19 protein-coding genes are annotated in these 22,012 nt (G+C 39.6%); 3 read left to right on the forward strand and 16 right to left on the reverse strand.

The window, feature by feature from the left end; genetic code table 11:
* The 3 genes from RHS_RS24670 to RHS_RS24680 form a co-directional block, all read right to left on the reverse strand.
* Positions 1-372, reverse strand: a 372-nt coding sequence (locus tag RHS_RS24670) for a hypothetical protein (protein WP_047834673.1), incomplete at its 3' end; no start/stop codon positions are given.
* A 1,629-nt stretch (positions 373-2,001) separates the two neighbouring features.
* Complete coding sequence (locus RHS_RS24675) at positions 2,002-2,466, reverse strand: heme-binding protein (protein ID WP_044297730.1); 465 nt, start codon at positions 2,464-2,466, stop codon at positions 2,002-2,004.
* A gap of 94 nt (positions 2,467-2,560) precedes the next feature.
* Positions 2,561-3,601: a DUF4432 family protein gene (locus RHS_RS24680; RefSeq protein WP_044297731.1), complete on the reverse strand. Its 1,041-nt coding sequence runs from the start codon at positions 3,599-3,601 to the stop codon at positions 2,561-2,563.
* Positions 3,602-3,715: 114 nt separating this feature from the next.
* Here RHS_RS24680 and RHS_RS24685 point away from each other — a divergent pair, with 114 nt between their 5' ends.
* Positions 3,716-4,888 carry an ROK family protein gene (locus tag RHS_RS24685; protein ID WP_027295419.1) on the forward strand — a complete coding sequence of 391 codons (1,173 nt, stop codon included), beginning with the start codon at positions 3,716-3,718 and terminating at the stop codon, positions 4,886-4,888.
* 118 nt (positions 4,889-5,006) lie between these two features.
* On the opposite strand, the gene RHS_RS24690 is transcribed toward RHS_RS24685, so the two are convergent.
* From RHS_RS24690 to RHS_RS24730, 9 genes are all read right to left on the reverse strand, one after another.
* Positions 5,007-6,176, reverse strand: coding sequence for a Gfo/Idh/MocA family protein (locus RHS_RS24690; protein WP_395018136.1), 1,170 nt, complete (start codon positions 6,174-6,176; stop codon positions 5,007-5,009).
* 83 nt (positions 6,177-6,259) lie between these two features.
* Complete coding sequence (locus RHS_RS24695; protein WP_047834674.1) at positions 6,260-7,312, reverse strand: sugar ABC transporter substrate-binding protein; 1,053 nt, start codon at positions 7,310-7,312, stop codon at positions 6,260-6,262.
* A 96-nt stretch (positions 7,313-7,408) separates the two neighbouring features.
* Positions 7,409-8,887, reverse strand: coding sequence for a sugar ABC transporter ATP-binding protein (locus tag RHS_RS24700; protein WP_047834675.1), 1,479 nt, complete (start codon positions 8,885-8,887; stop codon positions 7,409-7,411).
* A gap of 24 nt (positions 8,888-8,911) precedes the next feature.
* The gene (locus tag RHS_RS24705; protein ID WP_083267494.1) at positions 8,912-9,889 is read right to left on the reverse strand and encodes an ABC transporter permease; all 978 of its coding nucleotides are present in this window, start codon (positions 9,887-9,889) and stop codon (positions 8,912-8,914) included.
* Between the two features lie 11 nt (positions 9,890-9,900).
* Positions 9,901-10,857: a 6-phosphogluconolactonase gene (locus RHS_RS24710; protein ID WP_047834676.1), complete on the reverse strand. Its 957-nt coding sequence runs from the start codon at positions 10,855-10,857 to the stop codon at positions 9,901-9,903.
* A 60-nt stretch (positions 10,858-10,917) separates the two neighbouring features.
* Entirely contained in the window at positions 10,918-11,625 is a 708-nt protein-coding gene (locus RHS_RS24715; RefSeq protein WP_027295413.1) for a PIG-L deacetylase family protein, read from the reverse strand.
* Between the two features lie 406 nt (positions 11,626-12,031).
* On the reverse strand, positions 12,032-13,042 hold the full coding sequence (locus RHS_RS24720) for a Gfo/Idh/MocA family protein (RefSeq protein WP_027295412.1): 1,011 nt from the start codon (positions 13,040-13,042) through the stop codon (positions 12,032-12,034).
* The gene (locus RHS_RS24725) at positions 13,035-14,054 is read right to left on the reverse strand and encodes a Gfo/Idh/MocA family protein (protein WP_047834677.1); all 1,020 of its coding nucleotides are present in this window, start codon (positions 14,052-14,054) and stop codon (positions 13,035-13,037) included. Before RHS_RS24725 ends, RHS_RS24720 begins: the two co-directional genes overlap by 8 nt.
* Positions 14,055-14,057: 3 nt before the next feature.
* Positions 14,058-14,897, reverse strand: coding sequence for a sugar phosphate isomerase/epimerase (locus RHS_RS24730; protein WP_047834678.1), 840 nt, complete (start codon positions 14,895-14,897; stop codon positions 14,058-14,060).
* Positions 14,898-15,063: 166 nt separating this feature from the next.
* On the opposite strand from RHS_RS24730, the gene RHS_RS24735 reads away from it, so the two are divergent.
* Positions 15,064-15,948, forward strand: a complete 885-nt coding sequence (locus tag RHS_RS24735) for an AraC family transcriptional regulator (protein ID WP_047834679.1) — start codon at positions 15,064-15,066, stop codon at positions 15,946-15,948.
* Positions 15,949-16,119: 171 nt separating this feature from the next.
* Positions 16,120-16,971: a sugar phosphate isomerase/epimerase family protein gene (locus RHS_RS24740; protein WP_395023519.1), complete on the forward strand. Its 852-nt coding sequence runs from the start codon at positions 16,120-16,122 to the stop codon at positions 16,969-16,971.
* An 8-nt stretch (positions 16,972-16,979) separates the two neighbouring features.
* On the opposite strand, the gene RHS_RS24745 is transcribed toward RHS_RS24740, so the two are convergent.
* From RHS_RS24745 to RHS_RS24760, 4 genes are all read right to left on the reverse strand, one after another.
* Positions 16,980-17,909, reverse strand: a complete 930-nt coding sequence (locus RHS_RS24745; protein ID WP_047834681.1) for a class II fructose-bisphosphate aldolase — start codon at positions 17,907-17,909, stop codon at positions 16,980-16,982.
* A 152-nt stretch (positions 17,910-18,061) separates the two neighbouring features.
* Positions 18,062-18,790 carry a type 1 glutamine amidotransferase gene (locus RHS_RS24750; RefSeq protein ID WP_027295406.1) on the reverse strand — a complete coding sequence of 243 codons (729 nt, stop codon included), beginning with the start codon at positions 18,788-18,790 and terminating at the stop codon, positions 18,062-18,064.
* Between the two features lie 43 nt (positions 18,791-18,833).
* Positions 18,834-20,168 carry a MurT ligase domain-containing protein gene (locus RHS_RS24755; RefSeq protein ID WP_047834682.1) on the reverse strand — a complete coding sequence of 445 codons (1,335 nt, stop codon included), beginning with the start codon at positions 20,166-20,168 and terminating at the stop codon, positions 18,834-18,836.
* Positions 20,169-20,203: 35 nt separating this feature from the next.
* Positions 20,204-22,012: DNA gyrase C-terminal beta-propeller domain-containing protein (locus RHS_RS24760; RefSeq protein ID WP_047834683.1), on the reverse strand; the 1,809-nt coding region annotated here is incomplete at its 5' end.

Below are 22,012 nucleotides of genomic sequence, written 5' to 3' on the forward strand. Positions count from 1 at the left end.
CCAGACCTGAACAGCCCAGTAATAAGGTGTACGGGATAGAAGCGGATTCCCCTGATAGGTAATATTATAGTTGTTTTGATTTTCATTTTTTCCTGAATCCCACACATCACCTTCGTGCTTCTCTGCACCTTCTCTGGTTGAGGATACAACAATACGATATGCGGATTGTCCTTTATCATACCCATCAGATGCTAAGATCCAGCTAAATACAGGCTGCGAATCATCAATACCTAATGGTTCACTTAAATAATTTACCTTTAAGCTGCCAATCTGCAAATTCCCCTGGGAAGCTGCTGCGGTTATCGGTGTGATTGATGTTACAGTCACTGCTGTAGCCAATAAACATGACAATAATCTTCTTCTTAGTTTCACGACTTCTACCTCCACTATTCAGTTTTATTAGGAAGTGAAACACTTTATGGGAAATAAAGGATGACAGAAATAAGCATGTACGAATGTACACATTATGAAAAACTTATTACTGTTTATTTAGAAAATGAGATCATATCTTTGCGGGGAATATGATGGTCTGAAGACTTTTTTTCGTTAACATAACGATTTTTAAGTCCTTCATTCATTTTCACTCATCATTTTTTTCACTTCCTAATTTCATGAACAAATTCATTTTTAAATTTTTCACAAATTGTTCACATTTAGAATAACAATGGATGTACAAATTTACTAGAGTAAAATATTTCGCTTTGAGGTAATATTTTTCTGTCCCTGCAAAAAAAGTAACTTTTTTTGCTGTTTGGGTAAGATTTCGTGTCAGAAAAGAAGGGTTTTTTACTTTTTAGGGACTTATAAAAGTAAATTTAATTTACATGATATGTTTATTTGGTTCAAATCAAGTATAGCCGACACTAATTAACTATATGTTTGGCTCAAATGCTCTGCCTATAACAGCCAGATCACATACTATCTTTAATTTAATTATTTACGCTTTTTTTGAATTTGTAATTCAATGCATTTTAAATTTAATTGTTTTATACTTCACTTAGGCAGTCGTTCTGCAAGGGTGATTCCCACTTCCGATAGGAGGTGGTATAATGAGTACTTACGAAGAATTTATGATAATCATAAATGTAGCTTCTTTGATCGTTGCTATTCTTATTTACTCTAAACATAAAGATACAAAAAAATAATCACCCCTGCCATCCAAAGTAGTGGGTGATTATTTTTAATTAACCATAGTGGAAGTCACGCTTGTGAAAGCGACTGCCTTTGTATCTTTATCTTACACTCCATTTTCATTTTTGTCAACTTGTAATTTGCATTTATTTATAATCAATTTCAATTCATTTCTTATAAACAATTAATCTGCCTACGACAGTCAGATCACATACTATCTTTAATTTACTTATTTACACTTTTTTTGAATTTGTAATTCAATGCATTTTTAATTTAATTGTTTTATACTTTACTTAGGCAGTCGTTCTGCAAGGGTGATTCCCACTTCCGATAGGAGGTGGTATAATGAGTACTTACGAAGAATTTATGATTATCATAAATGTAGCTTCTTTAATCGTTGCTATCCTTATTTACTCTAAACATAAAGATACAAAAAAATAATCACCCCTGCCCTCCAAAGTAGTGGGTGATTATTTTTAATTAACCATAGTGGAAGTCACGCTTGTGAAAGCGACTGCCTTTGTATCTTTATCTTACACTCCATTTTAGTTTTTGTCAACTTTTACTTTGCATTTATTTGAAATTAATTCATTTCTTATAAACAATTGATCTGCCTACGACAGTCAGATCACATACTATCTTTCATTTACTTATTTACGCTTTTTTTGAATTTGTAATATCCTTATTTACTCTAAACATAAAGATACAAAAAAATAATCACCCCTGCCGCCAAAGTAGTGGGTGATTATTTTTAATTAACCATAGTGGAAGTCACGCTTGTGAAGGCGACTGCCTTTATATCTTTATCTTATACTCCATTTTCATTTTTGTCAACTTTTACTTTGCATTTTATTGCATTTATAAAAAAATCTAATTATCCAAGAATCTGCTTATCCCCTCTATTAAAATTGCATGATCTTCTAAATGAGGAAGCCCGGAAACGCAAATTGATCCTATTACGCTTCCTCCTTTTAAACGTATTGGAAACCCTCCTCCACAGGCAGCATAATCTTCTGGCTCTAAAAACCAGTCTTTAATCATATCTTCCTGGTTTTCTTCCAGCTGGGCATATGCTCTCAGAGTGCTCATCTCCATTACTTCCACCATATTACTTTTTCTTTTCAGCCACATTTCATGAAACTTTCCGGTTCCATCCGGTAGGTATTTAAAAACACTTACCTGGTTTATCTTTACTTCAATTGCTACTGTTTCTTTCTTTTCCTGGCTTACCTTTAGCATCTCCATTCCCAAATCAAAAGCATTTTTATGAGAAAAAGATGTAAACTGATATAGTTTTTCCTCATCCAGGCATCTTTCCATTAACGATTGTTCCATTCTTAATCCTCCTTAATAGCACAAACTGGCTTGCGCTATTTCTTAATCAGCAGTGTGAAAGTAATTTTCTTCCAAACTGAAACCGCTCTTTCTTCTACGCTTCATCCGGTAATGTTACAAAAACCTGAAACCTCGTCTTTTTATTTTCAGAAGGTCCTATAGAGGGTGCTGTTTTCTGCCTTATTGCTTCACTTAGACCTCCGGGCAGGGAATTCCACATCTCTAATGCCAATGTATATGCATTTCCGTAGAATGGATAATCAAATCCTCCTCCATACATCTGCCATACCCATAAATGTGGAAATACATCCTTTTCCCATCTCATTCCAAATCCGATCTGCAGCCTGTTGTTTTTAACAATAAATTCCGCTTCTTCTAAATTTGACAAGGAAAACTCCCTGTATGTTTTACTTTCCTTTTTCTCTACTTTGCTTAAATCACAAGGATTACCTGACTGGTCCGTCACTACAGGCCAGATACCTTCCTGACCTGCTTCCAGGCAGCTTACCGAACCCAGGTCTGCCTGTACCCCCTTTACAGCCGGAGTACCTTTTACTATAATCTCACAGGTCTCATCCAGAAAATTACCTCCTATTGCAGGATGGTGCCCCCACTGGTATTGCATTGTCTGCACACCGCTGTTTATAATTTCTTCCTCCACATAAAGAACTGAATCATTTTCCAGAAGTGTCAGTGTCTTTTTCAGAATAAACGGAAAACGAAGGGTCGCTACCGATAACTCTACTGTAATCTTTTTCTCTGAATCCTCCAACACATCCATGTTCCAGGGGAGCAGAGCAACCTCTCCATGCATTCCCATTTCAGCCCCATTTACCCCTTCTCCACAGCTTATTCCCGGAAATAACTCCTGCCATCCGCCTTCATAATAATCCATAAAATTTCCTTTGCCGGACGCGATCCCAGGCACAATATCTCTGTCCATATGAGTTCCCCAACTGAACATAAACTCAATATCCTTTGGTTTATATAAAAATTCATAGATATCTGCCCCTTTATCCAACGCTATACCTATTTTTATCAGGTTATTTTCTAATGACATATGGCGATACCCATTGATTGTAAATTCTTTTATTCTGCATCCATAGTTTCTGCGATTAAAATAATCTCTTCCCATATTCCAATCCCTCCTCTTAAATACTGATTTGCTTTTTTGGTGGTTTACACACTTTGAAAAATAGGTTACAATATATATAATAAAATATTTTTATAAATTAAAGGATAAAACGTTATGAAAAAATCAGGATTAAACCTTATCGGCGTAAAAGAATATAACCGTGCTTTAATATTACAATTGATTGCCACCGGAAATGGTACCACACGAAACAGTCTTGCTCAGCGTTCAAAGCTTACTTCCATGACGCTGACCAATATTACCTCTGAACTATTACAGCAGAATATTATTGTTGAATCAGAAGCTTCCTCTGACTCCAAAAATCTGGGAAGGACACCAAAAATCCTTACCATTTCTCCTACTTCTCCTGTTGTAGCAGGAATCTGGATTTCAAAAGACTTTCTCTTTGGAATCTTAAGTGATTTAAGTCTGAAGCTGGTAGCAGCAAAACAGGAAGACTTTGAGGAAAATGAAACTTCCGAATCCATATTGGAAAAGGCATATCGTCTGGCTGAATACCTCCTTCACCTGACAGAACGTCCGGTACTTGGTATTGGTATTTCCACGATCGGTGTTGTAGATACCATCCACGGCGTAATCAAAAATGTAACTAACTTTTTTAATATTAAAGAAATGGACATTAAAAGTTATATGTCCCCCAGATTTGATATTCCCGTGTATGTAAAAAATGATATGCAGGCAGCCGCTCTTTGCGAAATGTACTATGGCATTGGACAGCAAAAAGAAAACTTCCTGTATATTGGTATTACAAATGGAATAGCTTCCGCCATTGTTTCAAATAAGCAGCTGTTAAATAACCTTACCGGCTCCTGCGGAGAACTTGGACATACCACCATTGATTTTAAAGGTCCCAAATGCAATTGCGGCAACCGCGGATGCCTGGAACTGTATGCCAGTGCTCCTGTTATCATTCACAGAATCAATGAAGCCTGCGGCACCAGGCTGACCACCTTTAAAGAAACCATGGAATACTGCACTACTTCAGTGAAAGCATACTCCATTCTGCAAAACATATCTGATCAGCTTGCCTATGCTCTTAATAACCTGATTAATATAATTGATATTAGTACAGTGGTATTTGGTCACTCCGCCGTATATTTTCCGGATGAAATACTGGCTTCTATAGCCTATACCCTGAACCAGATCAGTATTTTTCGCAATAACCGCACTATAACTCTGCATAAGACAAAATTTGAGGAAAATAGTCCTCTTTACGGATCTGTCTGTGTTATATTAGACCAGTTATTTACCGGAAACCTGACGATATAATATGATCTGTCTGGTAGTCCATAAAGTTTGGAAAATAGACAAGAATTTATCGGGGATTTAAGCTTTATGGACTACTAGATATTAAGAAGGAAAAGCAAATTCCTTTTCCTTCTTAATTTTAAAGATAGATCACCCTTTCTTCTTTTGCAGACTCATATACAGCATCGATAATTTTCATCGTATCATAAGCGTCTTCCATCGTGGTTCTGGGCTCTTTTCCTGTAAGTATACATTCCGAAAACTCGCTCAGCTGCTTTGCATACATATTTACCTGCTCAAACTCCATGGTCACGGCTTCTGCCTGCTTATTCCTAACCTGGCTACTCTCATACCCCTTATCTTCCTGCTCGATGTATACTTTTATATCTCCGCAACCATCCTGTCCAATCGTGCCATTTGCAATAATGCTTCCTTTTGTACCATAGATTTCCAGAAAGCATTTTGCAGCCTGATCCGGTATATTAAAATAGGCATCAATATAACAGGTCGCACCTTTTTTCATCTTCAGCATAAAGGAAGCAGAGTCTTCTACCGGATAAGAAAAACTTTTATTTTCAATTATTCCCACTGTTTTCTCAGCCCGGTCATCCATCAGATATTTCATAAGGTCTATACAATGGATTCCCATATCCATAAGTGCTCCACCACCGGAAATCGCCGGATTCTGACGCCAATTTCCCTCCATAGGCGGAAACCAGCAGGTTAACTGACCTCTGCAGGAAACAATTTCCCCCAGATCTTTGTGACCTATCATCTCTTTTATCTTCTGATGTCCATCATGAAAACGCATAACCATTGCCACACCGGCACAGACATTTTTTGTTTTGGCACACTCCATAATTTCTTTTGCGGCAGATGCATGAATTCCAAGCGGTTTTTCAATTAACAGATGTTTTCCTGCCTCTAAAATTTTAATTGCCTGTTCTTTATGAAATAGTACCGGAGACGCAATATATACCGCGTCTATATCTGCATTTCTCAGCATATCATCTATGTTGCCATATACATCCGGAATATCGTATTCCTTCATCAGGTCAATCATTCCGTTGGTATTGGTATCCATGACTGCCTGAATCGATGCATTTGATATTTCATTAATAGCAGGAATCGTCCTTCTTCTTGCTATTCCACCCGCTCCTACAATCCCCCATCTTACAATATCTTTCATTTTTATACCCAATGCATATTGCCGGCTTACCTGCAATACCGCCACATTTAAAAGGTTGAAAAAATCAAATCGTGGCTTCCTTTCTATCTCATAATTTTCTCTCAACCCTATTACTTTCATCACTCACAGAGAGTCGCTCACTTTAACAATTAAATGCAAATAAGGCTCTTTAACCGGCGTACAGATAAAGAGCCTTACAAACACTATTTACTCAGATATTCATTGATGTTATCCGTAGTTACCAAATCCAGATCAATATTAACAACTTTCGGAATATCTGTCTTTCCTGCAAAATAGTCATCCATAACTTGATAAGTAGCCTTTACCAGTTTGCTTGGAGATACTGCTACTGTACCCTGATAATTTGAATCATTTGCTTTTAATGCATCAAATGGTTCTGTACCATAAGCACCCATAGAATAGCATTTTGTTGTAGTATTATTCAGTGCCTGCAATGCTGATACCGCTCCCCATGCGCCATTGTCCTGACCCGATACTACAAAGTCAATATTTTCTTTAATATTAGTAATAATATTTGCAGCTTTTTCACGGTTTCCTTCGTATTCCTGTTCTGCTACATAAGTAATATCCAGATCCTTTAAAGCATCCTTTACACCTTTTATTCTATCTGCAATGTTGACTGGACTTGCCATAGTTAAAACTGCAATGTTGGCTTTTCCGCCATGGTCCTTTTCGATTAATCCGTGGAGATATTCACCGATCAAAGTACCTGTTTCATAACTGTCCCAGGATACATAGGAGACAATGCCTTCATAAGTAGTTGCAGAATCAAATACTACAATAGGGATTCCCGCCTGTGTAGCCTTTTCCAATGCCGGAATAATACCTTCAGGACTTGCCGGATCAACTGCAATCAGGTCATACTGCTGGGTAATAAAATTCTCAATTTGTTTAACCTGTGTCTCATTATCCAGATTTCCATCCTGGATATTTACCTCATAACCGAAATCTGCTGCCTGCTTATTAAATTCCTGATCCACAGCTGCACACCATTCATCACCTTTATATACCAGGCTGATTCCAATTCTTTTCTTTTCCCCATTATCAGCAGCTTTTGCCGTCTCTTTCTGGGTTTCCGCTGTTGTCTCCCCGGCTGCAGCTGTGGTTTCTTTTGCTGCTCCTTCCGTAGCTTTCGAAGTCTGATTTTCATTTCCACTGCTGCATCCAGCCAGCATAGCAGCACTCATAGAAGCTGTACATAATAAAGCCATTACCTTCTTCATCATTTTACTCATATTTTTCCTCCTTGGTTTAAAACCCCTCCGACAGTTTTTAAATTCGTGATCTGTCCGGACCCTTTGATTGCCACTCTCCTTTACAATGGAAAACAGCTAAACACATAGTGACATAATTTTTTCCTGGGAAAGTTCTTCCCTTGACAGTTCTCCCACGAGCCTGCCCTCGTGAATAATGATTACCCTATCACTCATACCAATGATTTCCGGTAATTCTGAGGAAATCATAATCACGCTCTTTCCACTCTTCACAAGCTGGTTAATCAGCCTGTAAATCTCAGATTTGGCTCCTACATCAATTCCCCTTGTAGGTTCATCCAATATAATAATTTCACTGTCCTGCAGCAGCCATTTGGCAATTACCACCTTTTGCTGGTTTCCCCCACTGAGGTACTGAACCTCCGTGCTGATCTCCGGTGTAGACACATTAAGTTTTTTCACATATTCATGGGATATTTTTTTAACCAGTCTATTTCGGATTAAGCCCTTTTCAATGACACTTTTGCGATTTACCATACAGATATTTTCACTGACTGAGAAAATCTGTACCAGCCCCTGCTTTTTCCGATCCTCCGGCACAAGGCCAAACCCCCGCTGTATTGCATGTTTAAAGTTTTTGTTCACAATCTGTTTCCCTTTAAAAATTACCGTTCCAGAAGTAGTCTTATCGATTCCCAAAATTGCCTTCATAATTTCAGTTCTTCCTGATCCAACAAGACCTGATACTCCAAGTACTTCTCCTTTTTTAAGTTTAAAGGAAATATCTCTGAATACTCCCTCCCTGGTCAAATGCTCCACTTCCAGGATTGGTTCCCCAATTTTAATAATTTCTTTGGGATATTCCATTCCCATATCCCTGCCTACCATAAGACTGATTAATTCCTGCCTTTTCACCCCTTCTAAAGACATGGTTTTAATATGCTTTCCATCCCGCAAAACTGTTACATTCTGGCATATATTGAAGATTTCATCCATTTTATGAGAAATATAAATAATCGTAACGCCTTTCTTAACCAGTTTATCAATGATTTCAAATAGAATATCCAGCTCTTTATCGGTAAGTACCGCGGATGGCTCATCCATAACAAGCACTTTACAGTCATAATTCATAGCTTTACAGATTTCTACAATCTGCTTTTTAGCGACGGATAAATTGTCTACTGTCTCATTCTCATCCAGATCTACACCAAGATCATCCAACATCTGTCTTGCACGTTTCTTCATGCCTGACCAGTCAACCATTCCCTTTGCCATCTTTAAGCGTCCAAGAAAAATGTTTTCTGCAACGGTTAATGTCTCTGCCAGTTTTAGTTCCTGATGGACTACACTGATTCCATACTCTTTTGCAGCATATGGATTTTTAACAGCAAACTTTTTACCTTCAAAAATCACTTCTCCCTGATAATGTACATTAATACCTGCCAATACTTTAATTAACGTAGATTTGCCGGCACCATTTTCACCTACCAGTGCATGTATTTTACCGCGCTCAATTTCAAAACTGACATCATCCAGAGCTTTCACACCCGGAAACTCCTGCGTAATATGTTTTAATTCAAGTATGATATCTTTCAATGTAAACCCCCTCCTTTTGGCGTATTAATGCTTTCTCCTGTTACGGAATACATCCAGGCCGATTGCAATAATCAGTACGACGCCTTTTAATACGTCCTGCCAGAACGGATCTACATTCAACATTGTCATTCCATTAAAGAATGTAATCAGGAAAATAGAACCAAACATAGCCCCAATAATTTTTCCTTTTCCACCTGCCAGACTGACCCCTCCAATGGCAGCAGATATGTAAGCATCAAACTCATAAAGGTTTCCATTGGTAATTGCTGCGGAATTTAACCTGCTGGTAAGCACAACACCGGAGACAGCAGCCAAAAGCCCTGCTATTGCAAAAGATAAAAATATAACCATTTTCGTATTAATTCCCGAATAGAAAGCTGCTTCCGTTCCGCCTCCTACCGCATACACATTTCTTCCAAACTTTGTTTTCCGCATAATAAATGAAAATAATATGTACAAAAGAATCATTATGACAACACAAATAGGAATTGCTGCAATGTATCCTCTTCCAATAAAGGAAATTTCATTTGGCAGATTAGCAATAGGCGTAGCATTAGTGATAATTTTTGCCAGACCTTTACAAACATTCTGAAGACCCAGTGTGGCAATAAATGCCGGTAATTTACAATAAGCCACAAGTGCACCATTTGCCGCCCCAATTGCAAAACCTAAAATCAAAGCAACAACAATAGCAAGATAGGGATTAAAGCTTAAAAACTTCATTGTATACGCAAATACACAGCCTGTCAGACAGACATTATACCCCAGTGATAAATCCACCTGTCCCGTAATCATCAAAAGTGCCTGACCAATCGCTACAATTCCAACTGTAGAAGACTGCAGCAAAATATTTGCAAAGTTTGATCCGCTGAAGAAATAAGGCGAAGCAATGGAAAAGACAATTCCAATTAACAATATGGCAACCAGGGACATATAATCCTTTGAGAATTTTGCCAGAATTTCCATAACATTTTTTCCATGTGAATTACTTTTTGCACCCATAGATCTCCTCCTTAATTACATTCTGCTACCAATGGCCCGGCCAATTCCTCCAGATAAAGGAGTGTTCCGGGAACTGTAGGAATATAAGAAGAAGTAACCCATCTTGAAGGTCCATAACGCAGAGTCATCCACAGAGACATTCCCTGCCATTGCATTCCTCTTGTAAATGCACCGTCTGCTCCTCCGATCATCCTGTCAGACTGAAGGAATAAACCGGGTCCAATGGTATTAGCCGTACATGGCACAAGGGATGTCCTGCTCTTAAAGCTGGTAATGGCATTCTGTTCAATTGTCAATGGATGAAGTAATGCACCTTTCCTGTAGCATTGTTCTTTCCAGTCATCATCTGTATCAAACTCCGCTGCAAAATGCGGTTCCCAGAATGCAATATGACACATCCTTCCAATACCGTAAACTGTTACAAGTCTTGCTCCCTGCTCTTTTAAACATTTGATTTTCTCAGGATATGCAGGCAGATTTTCCCGTGTTGCAAAATTCCTGTGGGATTCAGGTACGGTTAATTCTCCCAATGGATTATAAAATGCATTTTCCATTGCATACTGAAAGGAACCCGGATCCGTGCTGTCCAGCGTATTGCCTTCTTTATCAGCCCATTCGTCCATATTAAAACAATACAGATGGTCACAGGAGACATTCCATCTCTTTAGATAATAGACGATCCATTCATACATACCCATAGGCCCAACTGGTAAAATCAGTGCCAGTGTCTGTCCTTTTTCTTTTGACTCCCTAATCTCCAGGGCAATTTCATGTCCCAGTTTTACATTGAATTCTTCCACCGATTTACAAGCTGCGATATCAAAATCCGGATTCCAGAAATCCTGTCGTTCTGCAATGTCCTTCGGGCTATGGCTGCAGCACTCATCAATCTTCTCCATATCCCATCCCTTTGGATAAAATCCTTCTAATAAACTTCCCCCAACTGTTTCGTTAAAATTAATCTTCATAAGATCCTGTCCTTTCTTCCATTACATGGTTTTTGCTAATGTTTTTGCCGCTAACGTCTATTATGGCAGTAACTGTTTTGTGGTCATCCTTGGATAGACGGTACACGGCCGATACCCTTCTGCATATGCAACCCCGCACTGATACCCCCTGTATCTGGAGCAGGTCCTCACCATATCCAGAAAGTCAATTCCGTCATGTTCCAGCATCCATTTAATCTGTGATTCATGGCACTCCAGAGCTTTTAACTTTCTGTCTATCTGTTTGGTAACATCTACATAATGCGTAGGAATAAAATCTACCCCCGCCAGTGTATCCATAAAATAAATAGGCACAAATTCATTAAATGCCGCATATTGCACGGACTTATGTGCCAGTGTTGCAATAAAACTGCTGTTAAATGCAAGTCTGCTTGTCTCGATATGATCCTGCATATAATCCATATCATTATGAGTTATAATCACATCCGGTTTGACAAATCTAACAATATCTGCAAGCGCATCCACAGCTTCATAATCAAACCGGTTTACCAATATATCTCCAATATCCAGATTAAATACTTTTTTTACTCCCAGTACCTCTCCGGCACTTTCCGATTCCACCGCCCTCAGATTTGCTAATGGTTCCGGTAAAATTTCCACATGTCCCATATTTCCATTTGCTACATGGCACATATAAACATCTGCGCCCTGATCCACGTATTTTGCAAGTGTACCTCCACATGCAATTTCCAAATCATCCGGATGGCACCCCACCGCCAAAACATTCATCTTAGTTCCTCCTGTCTTATATTTATTAAATCATTTTTATTTATAATTCCTTTCCCTTATCTTATTTTTATATAATATTCTATATTTTATCTATTGTCAATACATTTTTAAAATAATTTTATAATATTATTCCGTCGTATCATCTAAAATATGCTTATTAATTTCCATATTTATACACATTTTAACCATGCGTAACACTGATTTCTATCCATATCTTCTGTTTTTAAGAAATCAATAGTGATTTAATAAATCATTTTTAATATATGTATTTATTCATCAAAAATAAAAAAAAATAAGATAAACGTAAATTAAACAAACATAAAATCAGGATAAACAAAAATATAAAAGCAGCAAAAACAGTCAGGACCGATATCTGTCCTGTCTGTTTCCGCTGCTCCCCTACAACTTACATACTATCCCCTGCAACCTGCTCCTGTGCCCTTAGGCATACTTCAAAGCTTTCATATACCTCATCTATGGTAGGTACAGCATCACAACCGGTTTCAATCATTTTTACCAGATGGTCAAACTGAAGCCCCGTTGGCTTTCTCTGACATTGTACATTAATCATTTCATATACTTTTTCCGGATATTTATAATACTCAATTAAATCCCCTTCCTCCTGATGGGTCTGTCTGTCTTTTCTGTAAATAATGCGGATACTCCCCCTGGGACCTGAAAATTCTTTTAGATTATCGGCAGACAGCGTATTACTCCATCCTGCCTCATAGTACCCTGCGGACCCATCTTTTAATTCTATCATCATCATTCCATAGTTAAAGCTTCCCTCTGGGAGGTCCGGTTCTGTTCTGGCACCGGAGGCAGCTATTTTCTTTACGTCAGAACCGGTAAACCATTTTATAATATCTACATAATGCACACCGCAGTCCAAAAGGGGAGATGCTTCACCAAGCATCCTTTTATACTTTTCCCAATCCATTGTATGGTGGTTCTGCACCATTCGAAATGCAATCGGTTTTCCAACTGCCCCATTCTGAATCATCTGCGCCACTTTCTGATATGTGGCATTATGACGGAGGATATGCCCGATTAATACCTTGCATTCCGGGTGCTCCTTTACCTGACGCAGAAACTCTTTTCCCTCCACCCGGCTCCCTGCAATTGGTTTCTCACAGAGAACATGTTTATGATTTTTAAGACAGAGAGACAGCAGTTCTAAATGAGTGCTGGGGTAAGTCGCAATTATTACAATGTCCACTGCCTTATCCTCAATGCATTCCATAGGATTGCTGCTGGTCAGATGTGCTCCGTACTTTTTTTGAAACAGCTCTGCTTTTTTCCTGTCCAGGTCACAGACATATTCAATCCTCACATTTGTTTTATAATAAATATTGCTGATATGAGCCTCTCCCATATGTCCGCAGCCAATCAGGGCTACCCCATATGTTTTATCCATTGACAATCATCCCTCCGACTTCTTCAATTTCCTTTAACACCAACTCCACTGATTTCACAGATTCTGCTAAAGTAGCAATAGTCAGCGGCTCTGAAGCTTTAATCCGATCCGTAAAATATTTAAGCTCATTGTAATATCCGCCAAGTGAGGATACATTTCCACCAATATCATTTTCACTTTCAAACTCTTTCTCAAGCTCCGGAACAATTCTTCCTCCATCCTTCGGGTAGACCACCAGGGAAGGGCTGGCAGCAGAAGAAAATACAGCCGTAGCTTCCTCAAATTTAATGCGGTAGTACATTTCAAACGGAAAAGCTTCCGGATAATCCCAGCATGCCTCAATAGTAACCGGAAGATTCCCATAATCATAAGATGCAAATATCTGCTGTATCATTCCTGTTCCATCTCTGGATACGCTTGCCTGCATTTTTTTTGGATCTCCCAGTAAGTATCTTACATAGTCTACATCGTGAATATGCATATCCATGGCTACCGTCCCACTGCATTCTGCTTTTTGCAGCCATCCTTCCCATGCCCAGGTTGGTGCAGGACTGACTCTCTTAAATACAGCAGAGCATACTTTTCCATAAACATTTTTACTCACGGTCTCTTTCAGCCATGCATACTCACTCCAGAGACGAATGCACTGTCCTACCATAACGGGAGCCTTTGTCTCCTCCTCCAGTTTTAATAAAAGATCCATTTCCTCTTTTTTCATACATACCGGTTTTTCAACAAACACAGCCTTTCCTTTTTTCATTGCGGCTGCTGCATATTCTGCATGCATGTACGTAGGGAGACAGATATCAATGGCATCCACATCCCCATCTGCAATTAATTCCATACCATCCCCATATACCTTTGCCTGAAATGCTTCTGCTGCCTTCACTGCATACTCCTGACGTATATCAGCAACTGCCGCAATCATTACACCTTCTCCAACCAGAGCCTTATAACATGCTGCATGCATGCTTCCCATATATCCTGCTCCTATTAATCCGATTTTTAACATGGCCTACTCCTTTCTGAATATGCGTTCCATTGACGCTGATGTATTATAGATAATCTGATCGCTATACTGGCTATAGGGAGGCAGCATTTCCGCAGTACACCATCCGTCATATCCTGTTTTCTCAAATGCCTGCATAACCCCCTTCCAGTCTACATCCCCAGCCAACAGATCCACAAACCCGCAAAGTCCCGCGGCTTCTCTCCTGTAATCCTTAAAATGAACCTTTTTAATTCTGTCTCCCAGAATTTTTATCCAATGTTCCGGATATCCGTTAAATACTACATTTCCCACATCAAAATAAGATCCTACAAACGGGCTGTCTATCTGATCTATAAATGTTCTCATTTCAAGGGGGGATACTAAAAATTTATTCCATACATTTTCAATTCCAACTTGAATCTCATATTCTTCAGCTACTGCTTTCAGCTTTTGAAATGCTGCCAAAGCTCTCTCATAAGCAGTATCATAGGGTATTACCTCGCGTTCCTTCATAAAATCCACGCCTACAGCTCCCGGAATAATTAACACTGAATCAGCTCCAAGAATCTTGGCTGTCCTTATCTGGCAGACGGCAATCTCGTATGCCTTTTTCCTTTCATCTTCTACATTTGATGTAAAAGAATAATCCCAATAAAGTCCGCTTGCTACACTGTGAATCTGTATTCCACTGTCTGCTGCTTCTTTTTTGATTAACAGCAGCTGTTCTTCGGATGTATCCAATGCCACATCCCCGTTACTGTCAAGCGCCAGCTCAATCCCCTGAAATCCTGCCTTAGAAGCAAGATTGATACACTTTCGAACATCACTTTCCTGAAATGACCAGATACTAATAGATTTCTTCAAAATAATATTCTCCTTTCCTGAATCTCATATTTTCTGTTTACAACCTTGCAAAATCCATATATAATTCTTATAAACCTAATTATAAATCATTTTTAAAAATATACCTTACCATAATCGTCACTGTTTTTATACTATTAGCTCAGGCACTATAGAAAAGAGGGATTTGTTGGTACAATATAACAAATATGAGTTAAAAACCGTAGTATCCATTTCGGCGCTTATTAATATCTCTTACTACAAACTTCCGAAAAACTTTTTATTTTCAGGGGAAAGCCATGACTTCTGGGAATTTATTTATGCAGACCAGGGTGAACTTGTAATTACAGCCGGTGAAAGGCGTTATTTACTAAAGGCTGGTGAACTTGCTTTTCATCAGCCGGGAGAGTTTCATAAATTTCAGGAAACGGGACACGGGGGCTCAAATGTCATTGTAGTATCCTTTGTATGTGACAGCCCCTGCATGGAAAATTTCAGGCATAAAATACTTTTTTTAAACCAAAGCGAAAAACAATGCCTTCATAATGTGGTTAATGAATCGGAACTTTCTTATGAATCATTTGAAAAAGCTCCTCCCAATATCAACATGAAAAAGAAAGCCAGTGCTCCTTTTGGCAGTGACCAGCTGTTAAAAACAAGCCTTGAACAGCTGATTATCTGTATCTACCGGCACGGCGACAGCATTGGGATACGGGAACGCTGTATCCGGTCAAATGAACTGCAAAATCATGCAGCAGCTGTAAAACAAATCAGTTCATTACTGGAAACAAAGTACCAGGAAAAATTAACATTGAAAAAACTGGCTGAAATTGCCGGAATCAGCATCTCCCAGTTAAAAAGAATTTTTAAAGAACAGACCGGATACTCCGTTATATCCTACCTGACCAGAATTCGGATTGGCGAAGCAAAAAGACTGATTCAGGAGAGTAATTATACCTTTACACAGATTGCAGAAAAAACAGGATTTGACAATATCTATTATTTTTCCAGACGCTTTAAAGAAATTACCGGAATTACACCCTCGGAATATGCACTGTCCTTAAAGAACTGGTAACTGCCTGTAAAATGTCACTACTTATTCTGTAATATATTCTGTAATACATTCCGTACACATTCAGATACAGATAATTTTGAAACAGGTTCATGTATTCCAGCAAACTGCATACCGCTATTCCTATTTTGAGGTATACAAGCTTCTGGAATCCAATCAGAAATGGAGGTTACTATGAATCAAATCGGCGTTATGCTGGAATCATTTCACACGGACATTTTATCAGCTATTGCACTTGCCGCAAAATGCAGGGCGGACGGAGTCCAGTTTTACGGAGGCACAGGAATATCAGACTGCGACAATTTAAGTACAGGAGAAAAACTAAACATTCGTAAACAGCTGCAAAAATCCGGGTTAACTGTCAGTGCTGTATGCGCTGACCTGGGGGGACACGGATTTGCAAACGAATCCGATAATCCGCAGCGTATCCAAAAGACCAAAAGAATTATGCAGTGGACAAAAGAACTGGACTGCTCCATAATTACCACACACTTAGGGGTGATTCCAAATGAAAAAAATAAGACCTGGCATACCCTTTCCGATGCCTGTAAGCGCCTGAATGAACTTGGGGAAGCCTGTGAGATCAGCGTTGCACTGGAAACGGGTTCCGAAACTGTCCCTGACTTAAAACAGTTCTTAACGGATATTAACTGTCCCCACATTGCAGTTAACTATGATCCTGCCAACCTGGTAATGGTTACGGGAGATGATCCCTGCATGGGTGTACTTCAATTACATAATAAAATCGTGCATGTTCATGTAAAAGACGGCATCATGCTGAAGAAAACAGATCCGGCATTTATTTACAACTATTTTGCAGAGGGTGGAATTGAGGACTTCCGGCTCAGCGATTATTTTTTAGAAACTCCTCTTGGAAAGGGTTCGGTTGATATACCAAAATGGATAAAAACATTGAAAAGTATTTCCTATAAGGGTTTTTACACCATAGAAAGAGAGACACATTTAGAGGATTGCTTTTTAGAAATCTCTTCCTGTGTCTCCCTTGTAAGATCTTTACTTAAATAATTAGGGATCTATTTTTTATATAGCGCCATTACTTCTTTCACTACCTGTTCAATCAGCGCATGAATATCTGCTTTATTACTATAGACCTGTCCCACGGACCCGAACAATTCCATTTTCTTTCGGACCTCCATCTTAACTGCCTGCACCGCTGCAGGCACCAGGTCTATAATCCCTTTTTCCATATACTCAAATGCCCGGAACTCTGCTTCTACAGCTGCAATATTAATGTCCGTAAATATATTAACCTTGCTGATTCCGCAATTAATTGCCTTCTTAAAATCTTCATCCTTCAGTCCCGAACCGCCATGCAGCACCAGGGGAACATCAATGGTATTCGCAATTGTTTTAATACGTTCAAAATCCAGTTTTGGAGGAAGCTTATAGGCACCATGCGCCGTTCCTACGGCAATTGCCAGAGCATCTACTCCTGTCTTATCTACAAAATCTTTAGCCTGTGCCGGATCTGTATAGAATTTACTCGGGTCCTCCATGTGGGAACTGCCTTCATGTGAGCCCTCATTATCTCCTACATGTCCCAGTTCACCTTCAATAGTAGCTCCGTAAGAGTGGGCAATATCCGCCATTTCTCTCACCTTCTCTACATTTTCATCATAACTGTCCGTAGAGCAGTCATACATAATCGATGAAAATCCCAGATCTAAAGCTTTCAGACAGGCATCTTTTGTCAGTCCATGATCAAAATGGATGACAACAGGCACTTTTGCCTTTTTAGCCATAGGAATTAAAAAATATGACAACTCTTCCATTGGACCATAAGGAAGCAGAACCTCTGCGGTCCCCATAATAACCGGAGATCCTGTCTCTTCAGCCGCTGCAATAATCCCCCTTGCCAACTCCAGCGTAACTGCATTGAACAAACCAACTGCATATTTGCCCTTTTTTGCCGGATACAATACATCATTTAAGTTTGCTAACATTTTACCCTCTCCTATTCCTGATGCGCATTACATCGTTATTGTAAAATCTTTTTATTAATTATAGATTAAAAACAACAGAAAGTCAAACAAAAAGTAACAAAACAAAGAAAAAACAGGACTGTTTTCATACAGTCCTGTCAAAATCCCAATTGTTAATTTCCTCTTTTTGCAAACCGGTTTACAATATACTGATTTGCTTCCATTTCCTGCGTATCATCCAACGGCTCCAACTCTACAATTTCCCCATATCTGCGTTCCAGTGCCCTGGAAATGAGGTAGTCACAAAGTTTGGGATTCTTGGGCAGCAGCGGACCATGCAGATAAGTGCCGATCACATTTTTATAAATCACGCCTTCGTATCCCGTCTCTCCGTTATTTCCGGATCCATAGAGTACTTTACCCAAAGGCTTGTTTTTATTAATAAATGTCCTGCCTCCATGATTTTCAAATCCCACAATCGGAGTATCGAACAATTCACTTTTAATAACAATATTCTGAATCAGGCGGTCCCTTCCCTGCTCTGTATGCAGGTCTACCAGTCCCAGCCCCTCTATATTCCCGGCATCCGTCATATAATAATTGCCCAGAAGCTGGTATCCGCCGCAGATTGCAATTACTACGCCGTTATCTTCTACATAATTCTTAAAATCGCTGCGGATCGTTTTCAGCTTTTCACATACCAGCATCTGCTCCCGGTCGGAACCTCCGCCCAGAAGGACAATATCCAGCCTGGAAAAATCGATCTCATCTTCAAGCTGATATTCAATTGTCTCTGCTTCAATTCCACGCCATTCACAGCGTTTCATCATGCATTGGATATTACCTCTGTCCCCGTAGAGATTCAACAAATCCGGATAAAGATGTCCAATAATGATCTTCATGCTTTCCTCCCAATGAATAGCGTAAGCAAGCTTGCACTATATTCTAACCTTGTTCCAGCTTCTTCAAAATATTGCGGGTACTGTAAAGCGCCGTATAGTTAACCAGCACATACAGATTGCCTGTCCCATTCTTTATGCGTTCCTGAATCGCTTTTTCTACATCCGGTTCCAGCGCAGATGGAATATCCACGTATTTCAGCCTCAGCCTCATATCCTGGCAGCGGATGCCGCTCACTGTAATGGAGTTGACATCTGCATCCTTAAACCGGTCAAAATCCACGTCCCAGAGCCATGAGATATCGATGCCGTCCTGATCATTATCATTGATCAGAATAATCACATCTTTTTTTGTCTCATCTTCCATGACCGCTGAAATATTCTGATTAAACCCTGCCGGGTTCTTCGCCAGGTTCAGCATAATATGCGTTCCGTCAATCTCAAATTGCTCCATACGGCCATTTTGAGGGTTGAACCTATATAAGACATCATTGAAGTGTTTTAAATTCATTTCTGCGGTCCTGGCGGCCGTATACGCGGCTAAAATATTGTAGATGTTATAGAATCCTCTGTAGTTGGCAGTTATATGCCTGCCTTCCACATCAAAAGCCAGCTTTCCGCCTGCGTATATATTGGATGCATCAAAATCCGGATCCGGTCGTTTAAATCCACAGGATGGGCATTCATAATCTCCAAGCTGGCTGTAATGGTAAAAGTGGTAAACCAGCTTTTCTCCGCATTTTTTACAGAATCTTCCCTCCCTGATCTCATTGACACTGGATTCTTCGAAAACCTGTTCACTGATTCCGTAAGTCACATAAGCGTTACCGCTTTCCATAGCCAGGTATGCCGACAGGGCATCATCTGCATTTACGATAACAGTCATGTCCGGTGCCATATGCATGGCATCTTTCAGCAGATTCATGGTAATATCAATTTCTCCATACCGGTCCAGCTGATCCCGAAACAGGTTGGTAAGAACCATATAATCCGGTTTAAAGTGAGGTAAAATCCGCACGGTAGATGCTTCATCTATCTCAATGCAGGCATAGTCAGCATCCAGATGTCCGTTCATACCTGCCGAAAGTACAAAAGCCGAGACTACACCATTTAACATATTTGAGCCCGTATGATTGCAGACTACTTTTTTCTTTTCTGCCTCAATGGCAGAACACAGCAGATTATTTGTTGTTGTTTTCCCATTGGTTCCGCAGACAACAAATACTTTTTCCCTTACCTCACCTGCCAGCTCTGTCAAAATCTTAGGGTCCAGCTTCAGGGCTATCTGCCCTGCAAGCGTAACTCCCTGTTTTCCGGTTAACCTGCATGCAAATCCAATAAACTTTGCACTCCAGACTGCAAGCAATCTGCGTATATTCATAATGTGCCTCCAATTACTAAAAAGAGTACTGCTTATTACTCGTCCTGTCCATCCTGTAATTCTTCTTCAGAACCGTTCTCATGCGCTTCCTGCTCTTCTTTTTCCTTTTCTTCTAATGCACGCTCTACCAGACTGTCAATTGAAGAATCAGATGCTTCTGCCTCCTCTTCCGGAGCTGTATCACCTGCTGTTACAACTTCACCATCCAAAGATTCTTCTTCCAGCAATTCTTCTTCCAGAGATTTCAGCATATCTTCTTCCGTCTGGTTAGAACTTTCCCTTACCTTTGCAATGCTGGCAACCATAATGTCATTATCCACATCCATGTTAATCAGCTTCACGCCGGAAGTTACGCGTCCCAGAACAGAAATGTCACCGCACATCATACGGATTACAATACCTTCTGTACTGATTATCATAATCTCATTTTCTTTATTAACGGCCTTAACACCGATAACATTGCCAGTCTTTTCCATGATCTTATAGCACTTCACACCTTTACCGCCTCTGTTCTGTGCCGTAAATTCATTCATATGGGTAAGCTTGCCCATACCTTTTTCAGAAACAATCATCAGGTATTCACCCTGGGTATTCAGCTGCATTCCAATTACTTCATCTCCGTGGGACAGGCTCATTCCGATAACACCCATAGATGTTCTTCCGGTGCTTCTTACATCTGTCTCATGGAAACGGATACACTGTCCGTATTTCGTAACAAGAATAATATCTTTTTCGTTATTTGTAGTTTTAACCTCAATCAGTTCATCCTCTTCACGAAGACTGATCGCAGCAAGTCCTGTTTTTCTGACATTTGCATAATCCCTGATCGGTGTCTTTTTCACAATACCATTCTTAGTTGCCATAAACAGATATCTGCCCGCCTTATATTCCTTAATCGGGATCATAGCGGTAATCTTCTCTCCAGGAGCCAGCTGCAAAAGGTTAATAATAGCCGTACCTCTTGCGGTTCTGCTGGATTCCGGAATTTCATAAGCTTTCAGACGGTATACTTTTCCGGTATTCGTAAAGAACATCAGATAGTGATGGGTAGATGTCATCAGCAGATCCTCGATATAATCATCATCGATGGTCTGCATTCCCTTAATCCCTTTCCCGCCTCTGTTCTGGCTCTTAAAGTTATCGATGGTCATACGTTTAATATAACCCAATTTTGTCATTGCTATCACGACATTTGTTCTTGGAATAAGGTCTTCCATCGAGATATCAAATTCGTCAAAACCAATAGAAGTCCTTCTCTCATCCCCAAACTTATCGCGAATGATAATAATTTCCTCACGGATTACTCCAAGCAGGAGGTTTCTGTCAGCCAGGATAGATTTTAAGTAAGTAATACGTTCCATTAATTCCTTGAATTCATTTTCCAGCTTTTCTCTTTCCAGACCTGTCAGAGCACGCAGCCTCATATCTACGATAGCCTGCGCCTGCACATCTGATAAACCAAATCGCTCAATTAATCCTTCTTTTGCAATCTGAGCATTCTTTGATGCACGGATAATACGGATTACCTCATCAATATTGTCAAGAGCAATCAGTAATCCCTGTAAAATATGGGCACGTTCTTCTGCCTTATTCAGTTCATACTGGGTTCTTCTGGTAACGACTTCTTCCTGGTGCTGGATATAGTAGTGCAGCATCTGAAGGATGTTCATAACCTTTGGCTCATTATTTACAAGTGCAAGCATAATTACACCGAAAGTATCCTGCAGCTGTGTATGCTTGTATAATTGATTCAGAAGAACATTGGCATTCACATCACGGCGAAGCTCAATGTTAATACGCATACCTTCCCGGTTTGACTCATCGGTAATATTTGTAATACCGTC

Source organism: Robinsoniella sp. RHS (genome assembly GCF_001029355.1).
Classification (GTDB): Bacteria; Bacillota; Clostridia; order Lachnospirales; family Lachnospiraceae; genus Robinsoniella; species Robinsoniella peoriensis.

Excerpts from the sequence above, each read along its gene's own strand:
- RHS_RS24675 (WP_044297730.1), bottom strand. The coding sequence starts at position 2,466 with ATGGAACAATCGTTAATGGAAAGATGCCTGGATGAGGAAAAACTATAT.
- RHS_RS24680 (WP_044297731.1), bottom strand. The coding sequence starts at position 3,601 with ATGGGAAGAGATTATTTTAATCGCAGAAACTATGGATGCAGAATAAAA.
- RHS_RS24685 (WP_027295419.1), top strand. The coding sequence starts at position 3,716 with ATGAAAAAATCAGGATTAAACCTTATCGGCGTAAAAGAATATAACCGT.
- RHS_RS24690 (WP_395018136.1), bottom strand. The coding sequence starts at position 6,176 with ATGAAAGTAATAGGGTTGAGAGAAAATTATGAGATAGAAAGGAAGCCA.
- RHS_RS24695 (WP_047834674.1), bottom strand. The coding sequence starts at position 7,312 with ATGAGTAAAATGATGAAGAAGGTAATGGCTTTATTATGTACAGCTTCT.
- RHS_RS24705 (WP_083267494.1), bottom strand. The coding sequence starts at position 9,889 with ATGGGTGCAAAAAGTAATTCACATGGAAAAAATGTTATGGAAATTCTG.
- RHS_RS24710 (WP_047834676.1), bottom strand. The coding sequence starts at position 10,857 with ATGAAGATTAATTTTAACGAAACAGTTGGGGGAAGTTTATTAGAAGGA.
- RHS_RS24715 (WP_027295413.1), bottom strand. The coding sequence starts at position 11,625 with ATGAATGTTTTGGCGGTGGGGTGCCATCCGGATGATTTGGAAATTGCA.
- RHS_RS24720 (WP_027295412.1), bottom strand. The coding sequence starts at position 13,042 with ATGGATAAAACATATGGGGTAGCCCTGATTGGCTGCGGACATATGGGA.
- RHS_RS24725 (WP_047834677.1), bottom strand. The coding sequence starts at position 14,054 with ATGTTAAAAATCGGATTAATAGGAGCAGGATATATGGGAAGCATGCAT.
- RHS_RS24740 (WP_395023519.1), top strand. The coding sequence starts at position 16,120 with ATGAATCAAATCGGCGTTATGCTGGAATCATTTCACACGGACATTTTA.
- RHS_RS24745 (WP_047834681.1), bottom strand. The coding sequence starts at position 17,909 with ATGTTAGCAAACTTAAATGATGTATTGTATCCGGCAAAAAAGGGCAAA.
- RHS_RS24750 (WP_027295406.1), bottom strand. The coding sequence starts at position 18,790 with ATGAAGATCATTATTGGACATCTTTATCCGGATTTGTTGAATCTCTAC.
- RHS_RS24755 (WP_047834682.1), bottom strand. The coding sequence starts at position 20,168 with ATGAATATACGCAGATTGCTTGCAGTCTGGAGTGCAAAGTTTATTGGA.